Source organism: Candidatus Cardinium sp. cByotN1, from assembly GCF_022810525.1.
In the GTDB taxonomy this organism is placed as follows: domain Bacteria; phylum Bacteroidota; class Bacteroidia; order Cytophagales; family Amoebophilaceae; genus Cardinium.
In genome coordinates, this window is record NZ_JAACGG010000026.1 from 1 (window position 1) to 13711 (window position 13711).

The following is a 13711-nucleotide window of genomic DNA, read 5'->3' on the forward strand; positions in this document are numbered from 1 at the left end:
AAAAAGTAAAAAGACAATGACTTTTATATCAAAAAAAGAAGCTAGTTACGAAATTGTTTATTCAAAAGGATCTATCTGAAAGATTCAATTATAGTGAATATCAATTAAATACAGATTCTTAAGGTTGATACTTCGCTCCATGTTCCAATAAAAACTGTTTGGCTTTTGGGAGTTTTTCCAAAGTTTCAGGTTCACATTCGGGGTCTCTCTTCGTCTCAACTATCAGACCTAAAGGAGTCGCTCCGCGCTTATTTTTTGCATTTATATTAGCTCCACGTTTGATTGCTTCTTGCATCATAGGTACATTTCCTTGGCGCGCTGCCATATGTAAAATAGTGTCCCCATTATAACGCACTGAATCTATTCTAACTCCATTTTCTAATAACCAAATAACAATTTCGAGTTTATTAACTGCTGCTGCGTAGAAGAAAATATTTATCTGAAAGCTACGAAGAGGATCAAAGCCCATTTTATGGGTCTTTTCTATTTCTTGATGAATATCAAAACCATTTTTGCATAAGGCTTGAACGATGTCTAAACAACCTGTATCTATTGCCTTAAAGATAAAATCAAGACCATCATAAGAATAAAAAAAGGACTCATCAACAATCTTATCAAGATCGAACTTATCAGAATCGGAAAGCAAGCTATTACTATCTTTAGTTTTAGTGGAATTGCTAATAATATATTTTTTTCTATCTATAAGAAATAGATGCAGAAGCAAATTGTCAAAAAAATATTGTTTGGAAGCAGTATCCTGAAGATATTCATAATCTCGAACCGCCTTGTAAAATTTTTTAAAATTTTTATTAATGCTCTTTAATGTCAGATTATTTTCATCCACACCTAAAATAGTACTAGCTAATTTTACAACAGATGGATCTGGAGGAATACGCTCAAGAACAGATTTCTTGAAACTAGAGTCCTCATCAAAAGGATAGACTTTATCAAGTTCTCGGCATACTATTTGTTCAAAACTTTCTGAAGTGTTATTTTCGAGCATCCTACTAATGGCATATAGTCGACCCCTTGAATCAAAACGACCTATAATCTTATTAAGAGCTATATCCTTCATATTTATATCTAATTGTCTAAGAACAAAACCAGCTCTATGCTCTGCAACTTTTTCTTTGCTACTTTGTCCTGAAGACCCCACATTATACCTGCCTAACCCACTACAAGAGGCAATAAGAGGCAAAACAACTAAATATTTTTTCATGATTATGATTGATAAATTATTATTGATATAAATTGTTAACGGATTGCTAATCCATAAAAATTAGATTCCTAAATCTCTAAAATTTTTTATACAAAAGCAACTGATTTATCTAGTAATGAATGAAATATATATCTTAAGCTGACGCCAGCATACAAGGCTATGGCGATTCTAGGAAAACCGCCCCTTGTAAAATAGTTAAGATGAGCAAGCACGTATTAGAGCTGATTAGAAAAACAGCTTGTTTGAAGCCCGCGCAGCGGGCGAGTGCTGTTTTTCCAGCTGTAAGCTGAGCTTGCAGCAGTTTTTTGCACAGGGCTTGATTTTTTGATTACTTTTTTATCAAGTAAAAAGTAAAGAGACAATGCCTTTTATATCAATAAAAAGAAACTAATTACCAAATTGTTTATTCAAATTTTACCAAAGTCGGGAACCGATACAAATTTTTAAAAACTTGTTTTTATTTTTAATTATTTATATAATCAAAAATTTGTTATAAAACAAATAGTAAGTGGATATAACCTGACCAAGCACCAAACCATTAACCATATGATGGTATAGAAGCGTAAAAATTAAAACAGTTTAAATGTAGTATACAACACTAAAACAATAATAAATAAAGATATGAAACAGCTTCATTTGCCACTCCATGGCTTTAGATCAATGCTAATTTTGTTTTTCTTATTGCTAGAAATAGGATGCTTAACGAATTCCAATAAACTATTTGCAATAAGTAAACACCTAAATAAGGAAGATATAGATGTTACTCCAACACCGTTTTATACGACTATAAAGTATTTTAATCAAGAGGTATTTTATAGGTCCGTAAGGTATTTTCATCAAGATGTAGTTGAAGGAAACCTTAGGGAGGTACAAAATTGGTTCAAGTATAGTGACTTTTTTCATGATCAGTATAAAACAATGTTTTTGAATTCAATATTAAATACCAAAACAGCACTTTATAAAGCTATAAAACGAGGTAATGAAAAAATGCTTCGAGGCTTAAGTAAACACTCAGCCATTGACATTAACAAAACAGGTGAAAGGGTAACTTCACTTATCCAGGCTCTTAATCATGAAAATGCTAAAAAAGCTGAAGCAATGGCTCGGATTTTATTAGTTAGGTCTTTCAGTAAAGGGCTAAATGTTACTGCTAGTGATCCAGATACTGGCAATACGCCTTTGCATATGGCCATACGAAAGGGTTATAAAGATTTAGCGGTTCTATTGATGCAACAGCCTAAAATTCCTTTAAATGAGAAAAATAACAGGGGTGATACTCCTTTGCATATAGCCATATGCAGGGGTTATAAAGATTTAGCTGTTCTATTGTTGCAACAACCTAAAATTCTTTTAAATGAGAAAAATAACAGGGGGAATACTCCTTTACATATAGCCATATGCAGGGGTTATAAAGACTTAGCGGTTCTATTGATGCAACAGCCTAACATTCTTTTAAATGAGAAAAATAACAGAGACAATACGCCTTTGCATATGGCCATACGCAGGGGTTATAAAGATTTAGCTGCTTTATTCATGAAACAAGGTAAATATCAATTGAGAACTGTCGTAAAGCTTACCTACCAAAAGCAAGAACCTGCCCAGCCGGTTGCAATAAAGCATTAAGATGTAGTACAAAAAGCTAATACCATGCTCTAATGAATGGGTTTGATATCAATCGTCGACTTTATTGCCTTGGTTGCTGCTTTCGGATTAGGAAAAGCCCGTTTACCAGATCTGCTTATACTTGCCTACCGTTTTTTAGGCAAACTTTGCTAAATTGCAGCCTAAAGCTTTAAAAAAATGAAAAAAGTTGCTTTCCATACTTTAGGCTGTAAGTTAAATTTTGCTGAAACCTCTGCAATTGGTCGATTGTTTACAGAAGCGGGATTTGTTAGCGTAACATTGGCACAACGCCCTCATGTGTTTGTTCTAAACACTTGTTCCGTAACAGAAAATGCAGACCATAAGTGTGCTAAAATTGTTAGAGAAGCCTTAAAAATGGCACCAGAGGCCTTTGTAATCGTGATAGGTTGCTATGCACAACTTAAACCAGAAGCGATTGCTGCCATACCAGGTGTGGATGCCATATTCGGCACACATGAAAAATTCAAGCTGCTGGACTGGATTACCGATTGGCATAAAAAAAAATCGGACGAATTGGCAACTATACAGGTTACTTCTATTAAAGAAAAGCTAACCTTCTCCCCTTCCTACTCTATAGGCGATCGCACCAGAACTTTTCTAAAAGTCCAAGATGGTTGTAGCTATGCATGCTCTTTTTGTACTATACCACTGGCCAGAGGCCCTAGCAGAAGCGCTACCATTGCAGAAGTAGTGGCGCAAGCCCGGACCATCGCTCATAAAAAAGTCAAGGAAATTGTGTTGACTGGTGTCAACCTAGGGGATTTTGGTATGGTTGATAACAAACGTCAAACCAGTTTTTTTGAACTTATTCAAGCATTAGATAAAGTAGAAGGGATAGAACGGTTTCGCATTTCTTCTATTGAACCCAACTTACTCCGTGGAGAGATTATAGATTTTGTTGCCAAATCTAAACGTTTTGTACCTCACTTTCATATTCCTTTACAATCTGGTAGCGATAAGATTTTAAAATTAATGCGCCGCCGATATTTAACCGCACTCTATCAAGAGCGTGTAGCGCAGATAAAGGAACAAATGCCCTCTTGTTGCATAGGAGTAGATGTATTGGTTGGCTTTCCAGGTGAAACAGAAGCAGACTTTTTAGAAACCTATCATTTTTTAAATGAACTAGCTATTGCCTATATACATGTTTTTCCTTATTCAGAAAGAGACCATACAAAAGCAGCTAGTATGCCCGATGTAGTACCTCAAAAAGAACGTGTCAGACGTGCTAGAATGCTACGCATACTCTCAGAAAAAAAACTGACCTATTTTTACAACCAACATTTAGGTCAGACGGCTACCGTTTTATTTGAATACGGAACAGATGATAAGGTTATGGAAGGTTTTACAGAAAATTACATTCGTGTACAGCTCCCCTATCAACAAAGGTTAACAAATAAACTTTGTAAAGTGCTACTCAAGGAAATCAATCCAGAAGGAGTGGTTGTTCCAGCGCTATTACAACCCGTTCAGCCTACATCCACAGAGGTGGACTACCTAAAAAAGAAAACTCATTGACTGCCGTTTCTTAGGCACACTATAGGCATGTACCAAATATTTCTCTTTAAAAAAAGCCTCTTTAAAGAAGCTATCTAAGGGATACAGATCCATAGATAGTGGCAAGCTTTCTGTTGGCTTTCCCTTCAGATAGAGTATACCATTAGGCAGCCTATTTTTTTGCTCCTGAGAGAGTTTATCTTTTACCCAGTTATAGAACAGCTTGAGATTGGTTACCCCCCTACCCACTATAAAATCATAGGCTTCTGCTAGCGCTTCCCCTCTTACACAGGAAACCCTAATATTTGTTAGCCCAAGAGTGGTAATAATCGCTTCTACGGCTTTTATTTTTTTTGCGGTAGCATCGACTAAATGAAAGTCCACTTCTGGAAAAATAATCGCCAAGGGAATACCCGGAAATCCCCCTCCTGTGCCAAAATCTAAAATCTTAGTATGGGCGCAAAAAGTCGTCACCTTAGCAATCGCTAATGAATGCAAAACATGATGGAGATACAAATGATCGATATCTTTACGAGATATAAGATTTATCTTTGCATTCCAAGAGGCATAAATAGCATGTAAACGGTTAAAAAGTGCTATTTGAGTAGATGAAAGGTCCGTAAAATAATCAAATACAATAGCAGCTGTATGCAAACTTTTTTGTTGATCCATTCTTTGTAAGCTTAATAAGGTCAGCCTATTTTTTATAGATTATCCACATCTTACAACAGACTGCTGGCAAAAAAAATTTTGTAACGAGCCATTTTTAGGAAAAACATAAGTCAATCAAAGTAAAATACTAAATATATTGAGGTAACCTAGACAAAGCTCAACATCAAAATAGCCATTAGAAGTAAGGTTTTACAAGCGGTCTAATGCTTCAAAGACAAAATTATGGTTGGTATAGATACAGATATCAGCTGTTATGGTTAAGCTTTCTTGGACCATCTCCATAGCGGTTAAATGAGGCGCATGCTTGATCAAAGCCATGGCAGCAGATTGGGCATACATACTTCCTGATCCAATAGCTGCTAAAGGATAATCTGGTTCTAAAACATCACCGGCTCCGGTAAGCATTAATAATCCTTCTCGACTGGCCACTACTAGCATAGCTTCTAACCGTTTCAGCATACGATCTGTACGCCAATCTTTGGCCAATTCAATGGCAGAACGTTTCATATTACCATGATAGCTTTGGAGTTTTTCTTCAAATCGTTCTAACAAGGTAAAAGCATCAGCCGTAGAACCTGCAAAACCAGCTAATATGTTACCCCCAAAAAGCTTTCTTACCTTTTTAACATTACTTTTGGCAACGGTATGGCCAAATGTAGCTTGGCCATCTGCACCAATAACTACTGATCCATTATGAATAATCGCTAAAACAGTGGTGGATTTTATTAGGGTCATAAGGTGTTACGATGGGTTAGATAGATACGTTTTATAACAAAAGGCTCAAAGGCTCTTCCAACCATTTTTTTAAGGTAGATAAAAATAAGGCACCTACCGCACCATCTACAACACGATGGTCACATGATAAGGTAAGCTGTAGTCTATCTGCAATAACAATTTGATTATCTTGAACAATAGGTAGCTGTTGAAGGGCGCCAACAGCTAGAATACAAGCCGCTGGTGGGTTAATAATAGCGGTAAAAGATTCGATACCGAACATGCCTAAATTAGAAATGGTAAAAGTAGCACCTGTATAATCTTGGGCTGTTAGTTTTTTTCGTTGCGCCTGCTCATGCAGCATTTTGAACTCTTTACTGATGGCTACAAGTGGCTTTCTATCTACAAAACGGACAACAGGAACAACCAAACCATCTTCAACGGCTACGGCTACGCCTATATGGACATCTCGGTAGCTTCTAATCTTATCATTTAACCAGGAAGAATTTATTTTTGGATGCTCGGTAAGCGCCAAAGCAGCAGCTTTAATGATGAGATCATTGATGGAAATTTTTGCCGATGCATGTTGGTTCAGCTCTGCACGAAAGGCAACGATTTTAGTCATATTGATGCTAACCGTTAAATAAAAATGAGGAATATGCATTTTACTCTCTGTGAGCACTTGCGCTATGGTCTGGCGCATAGCAGAAATCGGCAGGTCTTGATGAGATGATTGGGATAAGGCGGTATTGATCAAAGCTGGGTCTAACCTACCAGGAATAAAATGGATTACATCTTTCTTAACAACCCGTCCTGCCTCACCAGAACCTTCAATTTGTCTAATATCATACCCTTTTTCTTGTGCTATTTTTTTAGCCAAAGGGGAAGCCAAAACCCTGTCTAAAGAGAAACTAGACTGGGTATCGGTGGCAGGGATTGTGGGTTGGTTAACCCTATCAGGCGGCTGAACAGATAAGGGATCTAGCTCCTTGTTCATAGAAGGAACCCTATCATTAGTAGCAGAATTAGTAGCGGCAAGCAAGGCAGTAATATCCTCCCCAGGCGCTCCTATAATAGCAATAATATCATTGATCTGTGCTGCTGATTGTTCTGCTACGCCTATATAAAGCAGCGTACCTTCCTCGAAGGCCTCTAACTCCATAGTAGCTTTATCAGTATCTATTTCAGCAAGTATATCACCAGCCACTACCCTATCGCCAACCTGCTTTATCCAGCGGCTTATGATACCATGCTGCATGGTATCACTCATTTTAGGCATCCTAATGAACTCTGCCATATGGTTTAATATAACGAATTAAAAAGCATCTCATGCTAGCTTGAATGGTTAATATTTAGCTGATCAGATGCATATTGCTTAACTTTAAATAAAGTTACATATAATTTAGCAACTATAATGGTTAAGCCTCTAACTTTAACGCCATGTTAGCCTCTTTTTTAGCCTTTCTAGCACACGAACAGCTGATCGTAGACAGGCAGCAAACTACCCTTTTAGCGGTAAGTGGTGGGGTAGATTCAGTGGTACTGGCTTATCTTTTTAAAAAAGCAAAGTTACCTTTTGCCATCGCCCATTGTAATTTCAATTTACGGGGTGCAGAAGCAGAAGCGACAAGCACATTTGTAAAAGAGTTAGCCGCATCCTATCAAGTCCCTTTTTATACCACTCGATTTGCAACGAAAGATTTTGCTTGTAATCAGAAGGTTTCGATACAAATGGCAGCCAGAAGCCTGCGTTACCAATTTTTTGACCAACTGTTACAACAATATGGATGGCAGCACATAGCTACGGCGCATCATTGGGATGATTCCATTGAAACCATACTGCTCAACTTGATTAAAGGCACAAGTATTAAGGGTTTATGTGGTATTGCGCCTATTAGGCCCACTGCGAAAACTATACCCAAATCCTCATTAGTAGTCGAATATCACCAGCGCCCTATAGATAGCCAGGTCATACGCCCACTGCTTTTTGCTAGAAAAAAAGAAATCATAGCTTACGCGCAACAAAAAAAGCTGCATTGGCACGAAGATAGCTCTAATACATACAACCATTATCAAAGAAATTTTATTCGCAATCAAGTGATCCCTCTGCTACATCACATCAATCCAAATTTTGAGACAACTACGCAAGAAACCGCTACAAAACTAAGAGAGATAGGCACTTTTTTTGATGAACATCTCTCTGAGATTAAAAAAAAGATAAGCGTTTGTAAAGCAGGCATCCATTACCTAGCCATTCACCAAATCATTGATCAGCCATGGGCTGCTACAGTAGCTTTTGAGCTATTACGTCCTTATGGCTTTACTTTTAAACAAATCCAAAAGCTTATAACAGATCCTATTAGCAGTGGCAAGATGATCCATGCCACCGATTATACGCTATACATAGATAGAAAAGACTGGTTGATAAAAGAAAAAAGCCTATGCGTATGGAAAGAAAAAGTAGTTACGGCCACAACACGATCAATAACATATGGTAACCATACTTTACATTTTCAAATATGCAACAGCCAAGCATATATATTACAGAATAAAGCATCGATAGCCGCATTAGATTACCATAGGTTAACATTTCCTTTGATTATACGTCCATGGCAAGCTGGAGATTTTTTTTATCCGATTGGCATGAAAGGCCGTAAAAAGATAAGCGATCTATTAATTGACCTTAAAATACCCATGGCCATGAAAGGAGAAATATGCGTGGTCACTAGTAATGATCAAATCATATGGGTAATAGGTCATAGAATAGATGAGCGATTTAAGGTAGATGAGGCGACAAAAAAGGTGTTTGAAATAGCATGGAAGGTATAGTGCGTTTTTATGCAACATAAAGGTGTCTATTCAGCCTTCATCCACAGAGGCAGGCTATACATCAACCTATGGGTTATACCTAAAAAAGTTGATTAACTATAATTTATTAGCAGCACAATAACCAATAAGGTATTTTTGCTTACTTTTTGACTGAGCAAAAAGTAAGCAAAAAATCAAGTCCTATGTAAAAATTTGTAGCAATCACTTCTTAAAGCTGGAAAAACAACACTCACCTAGCAGGTGGGTTCAAACAAGCTGTTTTGCTGATCAGCTATAAGGGGTGATTGCTGATCGTAACTATTTTACAAGAGGCGTTTTTCCTAGCAACACATAGCCTTGAGCACATACACACAAACACGTCCTAAGCGCAAATATGAAAATTATTTATGTCTGATAATCGGTTAGGAACGCCATACCCTGTGAACTAGCAAAACCAATGGCATCTAATACTTTCGTAGTCCATCTATCTTTTCTTCCATCGATTGCTTGTATTTTTTGATGCCCTCTGGTATAGCTTTTCGAAATTCTTCAGGCATTTTATTTATGATTTCTTGCTTTTGTATGCATTCACTAAGGAATAAAACCTCATGTTCTAACCTCTCAATGGCTATTTTTGCTAAATTTTTATTTTTTTGTGGATCCTTACTTAGGTCGAAATAGTAATATAAAATACTAGGACGTTGTTCTTTGCGTTCCATGTATTCCTTAACAAAACGTAAACGTAGCTCAGCAGACAATTCATCAAAATATTTTTTTAGTTCCTTTATATAAAAACGCAGTACGTCTTTGAAAGATTTTAGAGTACCATCGACAGAATCAGCTTCTAGTAGTGGTTCATAAAACTTAAACATTTCTTTAGATTGTTCTTTTGATAGACCCATATAATCTATGATAGTATTCATACGCTTACGCACACAATCTGTGATATCTATCCCATCAAATATGGCTTCAAACCTTTCAGCAAGTGTTTTTTCGGAAGCCTTTTTGTCATTATCTTCGATGACTTTTAGCACAGCTTCTTGGAACTTCTTAGGCATTTTTTCTACTATTTCGGAATTTTTTATAAAATTGATAACCAGTTCGTTCTTTTTCTTTACATGATCATCACCAAGCTGTTGTATCTTTTTCTCATCATCCGTGGCTAGTAACAAAAGGCTTTTTAGCATTTTAGGATTTTCTTGTTTGGAAATTAAATTGCAAAAATCCTTTTTTTTCGAATCAGGCCATTGATCGCACAAATACTTAAGTTGTTGCCTATAAGCCAAAAGTTCGTCGATCAGGGGTTTCACCTTATCATCACTATTTAATTGTGTGGCATAAAATTCATTATACATTTTAGTTTGTTCTTCTTCTAACAGTCCCATGCTCTTTATAATGCTATTTATAGCATTTTTTATGTAGGCAATTTGGTTATCTTGGTTCAACCATTGTTGCCATATTGCTTCGTAGCTATATGCTGTAGTTGCTAGAGGGTGCTTAGACCTATTGTTTTTTTCGTCTGATATTTCGGTAGAATTATTGGCTTTCTGTTCTTGCTTAAGAGGATTGGCACCTTTCTCACCTATTTTTCTTGTTTCACATGTACAACGCATATTGGCCAGGATAGCCAAGTATAAAATCACTTTATAAGAATGGTTCATATCTTTAAAAAAATTAGAAAAATGATAATATATCTACAAAAGATGGTCAAAAATTAATCCATGGTATGCATACAGCCCGCCCTATAGTAACGTACGCGAGGCACTATTCAGTTTTAAGATAAAAAAGCTGAAGACTGAACGTTCAATTACATTAATACTTAGAAAAAACTATTTTTTTATGTCTGTGTTTATACATCTTAAGATGGCCTTTGGTTACGAGCCTTTTATACACGAATTTAGCAGGGAGTAAATGAAAAACATGGTTCAAAAACTAAATTTTACTAAAACGCTAGATTGCTTGATAAAGAACCTTAATAGCCTAAAAAATCTTTTTTACAATTAATGCATCAAATGCAAAAAGAGGGAGAAATCAAAAAACAATAAACAAAAAAGCAAATCTAAAAATTATACTTTTAAATATCATAATCAATAAAGTATTCACATTAAGTTGACGCTATTGCCTGACCCAGTACAGAATCCGATAAGCGATAAAAAAATAAAACACTTACTCATATCACAATAAATTTTTAGATAATTGGATAAATATAAATAACTAGATAATAGATTGAAGTATGCGTACTAAAACTTATATCAATACTAAAATCTATAAAATTGTTTACGCAATTTATTTGTTTTTTTATAAAAAAACAAATAAGATAATATTCGCTAATGGAATATTTATCGGGATAATAAAATCCCGATTATATAGTTAGACAGCTTTCCAGATGTGTGAAGATTTTATTCAGTAGATTCAATTATAATTATAAGTATAAATTACTAGCATCAGCAGTGTTTCGAAAAAAGTCTATTGTCTATTCCGCTTCCTTATGTATCTTTGTACATCGCATAAGAATTATTTAAATTCCTCTGTGAAATATATAAAAGCAAACCTTCCGGACAGACCGCGTTATGAAACTATTTTTAACTTATGGATCACAATATTGTAGAAATTACAGACGCAGAGTTTGATGATGTAATCAACCAGCATAAACTTGTTTTAGTAGATTTTTGGGCTCCTTGGTGTGGACCTTGCCTACAGCTTGCGCCTGTTATAGAACAGGTTGCTGTCCTGTATAAGGGTAAGGCATTTATTAGTAAGCTTAATATCAGTGAAAATAGCCAAACACCTGCTAGGTATTCGATTAGCACAATACCTACTATGTTATTTTTTCAGAATGGTCAACAGGTAGATCGTTTGGTTGGGAACGTACCAATCATCCAAATACAAGCATTACTAGATAAATATTTACTTTAATTGATTGACTAGATTACCATTATGTATGGGGTTATGGATCTATCATAAGCAGTTGTCTGGGTTGCTTATCCGCTTTAATATTTACCTATCTACTTAGGCTATATAGGCTTCCTTGGCAAACTACTTGTGCAGAGTAAAATGATCCATGTAAAAAAGTAGCTTCACTTTTTACATGGCTTCATAGCCTATCTTTTATTAATCAACCCAAAAACCTTTTGAAATATAATCTTTTTCCAAATCAAATAAATAGCTATTTTTTACAACTTGCGCAGATGCAACCCATTACTAACAATCTAAAAACCTTTATCTTACATTTTGCGAGTCAACTCAAATGGCATTTCATTGCCATGACTTGTTTTCGCATGTGCTTTGTACTTGACAATTTAGTCGTCCCCTATGCCTTTAAGATACTTGTCACACGACTTACAGCATTAGCAGACAATAGAAGAGATGCTTGGGTCAAGATCGGCTTCCCTTTTATCGCTTTATTAAGTGTAATCACGCTTATAGATCTTTTATTTCGTCTATTTGATTACATGAAAGTCAAAACTATTCCTGCTTTTGAAGCAAAAATACGAACTTGGATCGTGCACTACTTGCAGGGACATTCCTACCAGTTCTTTACAGAGCACTTTTCTGGTGACTTAGTAAAACGGGTCAACGATTTAACGGATGGCATCAGTCAAGTGATGATGATTATCATTTCGTCATTTTTGCCTACATTTTGCACAATGTTGGCAGGTGTGTTTTCCTTTGCCTATATACAACCTACTTTTGGTGGGATATTAATGGCTTGGCTTGTATTGCATACAGCTACTTACTTCTTTTATTCAAAGAAGTGTAGCCATGCTGTAGCTTTACATGCAGAAAAAGGCAGCCGTTTGTCTGGGAGTATTGTAGATGGATTTACCAATATCTTAAGCATCAAACTTTTTGCCCGAAAAAACCAAGAAACAGCCCATTTATTGGCTCCACAAGCAGCAGAAAAATTAGCACATGAAAAAGCGCTAAAACGTATTATGCATCTGCATTTTATCATTAGTGGCCTCTCCATTAGCTTTATGGGCATAGGCATGCTCTCGTATATGATCTATTACTGGCAACTTGGCAAACTGTCTATTTCTGAAGTGACCTATATTTTTTATGCCAGCAGTAATATTTGCAATTTAGTTTGGGTGTCTGTAGCAGAGTTTCCTGATTTCTTTGAAGAAATTGGCTATTGTCAACAGGCTTTAAAATTATTACAAAGGCCACATGCTGTGCTAGATGCACCAGCTGCTTCTACACTTACATGTCAATCAGCCGCTATTGTTTTTAAGGATGTTTCTTTTGCTTATATACCAGGTAAACCTATATTTGAAGATCAAAATATTGCCATAGCACCCAGGGAAAAAGTAGGCTTAGTAGGCTTATCTGGTAGTGGTAAAACTACTTTTGTGAATTTGTTGCTTAGGTTTTTTGATTTGAACCATGGTACTATTACAATTGATGGTCAAGATATATCAAGGGTTACACAAGAATCATTGCGTGCTGCTATTTCCCTGATACCACAAGATACAACCCTTTTTCATGATAGCATTTTAGAAAACATCCGTTATGGCCGTAAAGAAGCAACAGATCACGAAGTAATCGCCTCTGCGCAAAAAGCAAAGTGCCATGATTTTATTATGGGCTTACCAGAAGGATACGCTACTTTGGTTGGTGAAAGAGGCTCAAAGCTTTCAGGTGGGCAACGCCAACGTATAGCGATTGCACGCGCCATATTAAAAGATGCACCTATTTTAATATTAGATGAAGCAACTTCTGCGCTAGATGCTATTACAGAAACGGAAATTCAAGAAAGCCTCTCTACGATTATGCATGATAAGACAACTATTGTAATTGCACATAGATTAACGGTTTTGGCTGCAATGGATCGGGTGCTGGTATTCAATAATGGTAAAATAATCGCCAATGGCTCCCATGAGATGCTTTTAAAGACAAGTCCTCTTTATGCCAATATGTGTAGGTTACAATTTGAAGGTATGCATACACTACAATAGACTACTTGCAAAAAGCTACTTATAGGATATCTATTTCGTTCATGGCTTGCACGTAAGCTTCCGTTCACCACTATGGCTTATGCTAGAAAAAAAACGCGCCCTTTGAAAAAAGTGCGATCAGAAAGATTCGTTTACAGATGAAAAGAAAAACAGTTGAAGGGATGGATTGCAGGTAGGCTCCTGTTTTTCCAGCTGTAAA

General features: G+C 36.2%; 10 protein-coding genes. 5 read left to right on the forward strand and 5 right to left on the reverse strand.

The features are described 5' to 3' along the window. Positions 1–118: 118 nt before the first annotated feature. Entirely contained in the window at positions 119–1219 is a 1101-nt protein-coding gene (locus MUW73_RS00970; protein ID WP_243018538.1) for an ankyrin repeat domain-containing protein, read from the reverse strand. Positions 1220–1840: 621 nt separating this feature from the next. Between MUW73_RS00970 and MUW73_RS00975 the strand changes: the two genes are divergently transcribed. Together MUW73_RS00975 and mtaB are read left to right on the forward strand one after the other, a co-directional pair. Next, entirely contained in the window at positions 1841–2842 is a 1002-nt protein-coding gene (locus MUW73_RS00975) for an ankyrin repeat domain-containing protein (RefSeq protein WP_243017997.1), read from the forward strand. 177 nt (positions 2843–3019) lie between these two features. After that, the gene (gene mtaB / locus MUW73_RS00980; RefSeq protein WP_243017998.1) at positions 3020–4381 is read left to right on the forward strand and encodes a tRNA (N(6)-L-threonylcarbamoyladenosine(37)-C(2))-methylthiotransferase MtaB; all 1362 of its coding nucleotides are present in this window, start codon (positions 3020–3022) and stop codon (positions 4379–4381) included. Here the strand turns inward: mtaB and rsmG are convergent. The 3 genes from rsmG to MUW73_RS00995 all read right to left on the reverse strand — a co-directional run bounded on the left by rsmG (position 4361) and on the right by MUW73_RS00995 (position 7043). Next, complete coding sequence (gene rsmG, locus MUW73_RS00985; RefSeq protein WP_243575162.1) at positions 4361–5032, reverse strand: 16S rRNA (guanine(527)-N(7))-methyltransferase RsmG; 672 nt, start codon at positions 5030–5032, stop codon at positions 4361–4363. The two genes, mtaB and rsmG, sit on opposite strands and share 21 nt — an antisense overlap. A 189-nt stretch (positions 5033–5221) precedes the next feature. Continuing rightward, a complete protein-coding gene (hslV, locus tag MUW73_RS00990; RefSeq protein ID WP_243018000.1) occupies positions 5222–5767 on the reverse strand; it encodes an ATP-dependent protease subunit HslV in 546 nt (181 codons plus the stop codon). A gap of 31 nt (positions 5768–5798) precedes the next feature. Next, complete coding sequence (locus MUW73_RS00995; RefSeq protein WP_243018001.1) at positions 5799–7043, reverse strand: dihydrolipoamide acetyltransferase family protein; 1245 nt, start codon at positions 7041–7043, stop codon at positions 5799–5801. Between the two features lie 143 nt (positions 7044–7186). On the opposite strand from MUW73_RS00995, the gene tilS reads away from it, so the two are divergent. Next, the gene (gene tilS / locus MUW73_RS01000; protein ID WP_243018002.1) at positions 7187–8575 is read left to right on the forward strand and encodes a tRNA lysidine(34) synthetase TilS; all 1389 of its coding nucleotides are present in this window, start codon (positions 7187–7189) and stop codon (positions 8573–8575) included. Between the two features lie 443 nt (positions 8576–9018). Here tilS and MUW73_RS01005 read toward each other — a convergent pair whose 3' ends face one another. Beyond that, on the reverse strand, positions 9019–9999 hold the full coding sequence (locus tag MUW73_RS01005) for a hypothetical protein (protein ID WP_243575163.1): 981 nt from the start codon (positions 9997–9999) through the stop codon (positions 9019–9021). A 1144-nt stretch (positions 10000–11143) separates the two neighbouring features. On the opposite strand from MUW73_RS01005, the gene trxA reads away from it, so the two are divergent. Together trxA and MUW73_RS01015 are read left to right on the forward strand one after the other, a co-directional pair. Next, complete coding sequence (gene trxA / locus MUW73_RS01010) at positions 11144–11470, forward strand: thioredoxin (protein WP_243018004.1); 327 nt, start codon at positions 11144–11146, stop codon at positions 11468–11470. A 272-nt stretch (positions 11471–11742) separates the two neighbouring features. Then, a complete protein-coding gene (locus MUW73_RS01015) occupies positions 11743–13512 on the forward strand; it encodes an ABC transporter ATP-binding protein (protein ID WP_243018005.1) in 1770 nt (589 codons plus the stop codon). The last annotated feature ends 199 nt before the right edge of the window (positions 13513–13711 follow it).

Excerpts from the sequence above, each read along its gene's own strand:
- rsmG (WP_243575162.1), bottom strand. The coding sequence starts at position 5,032 with ATGGATCAACAAAAAAGTTTGCATACAGCTGCTATTGTATTTGATTAT.
- MUW73_RS00975 (WP_243017997.1), top strand. The coding sequence starts at position 1,841 with ATGAAACAGCTTCATTTGCCACTCCATGGCTTTAGATCAATGCTAATT.
- MUW73_RS00970 (WP_243018538.1), bottom strand. The coding sequence starts at position 1,219 with ATGAAAAAATATTTAGTTGTTTTGCCTCTTATTGCCTCTTGTAGTGGG.
- mtaB (WP_243017998.1), top strand. The coding sequence starts at position 3,020 with ATGAAAAAAGTTGCTTTCCATACTTTAGGCTGTAAGTTAAATTTTGCT.
- MUW73_RS00995 (WP_243018001.1), bottom strand. The coding sequence starts at position 7,043 with ATGGCAGAGTTCATTAGGATGCCTAAAATGAGTGATACCATGCAGCAT.
- MUW73_RS01015 (WP_243018005.1), top strand. The coding sequence starts at position 11,743 with ATGCAACCCATTACTAACAATCTAAAAACCTTTATCTTACATTTTGCG.
- hslV (WP_243018000.1), bottom strand. The coding sequence starts at position 5,767 with ATGACCCTAATAAAATCCACCACTGTTTTAGCGATTATTCATAATGGA.
- tilS (WP_243018002.1), top strand. The coding sequence starts at position 7,187 with ATGTTAGCCTCTTTTTTAGCCTTTCTAGCACACGAACAGCTGATCGTA.
- trxA (WP_243018004.1), top strand. The coding sequence starts at position 11,144 with ATGGATCACAATATTGTAGAAATTACAGACGCAGAGTTTGATGATGTA.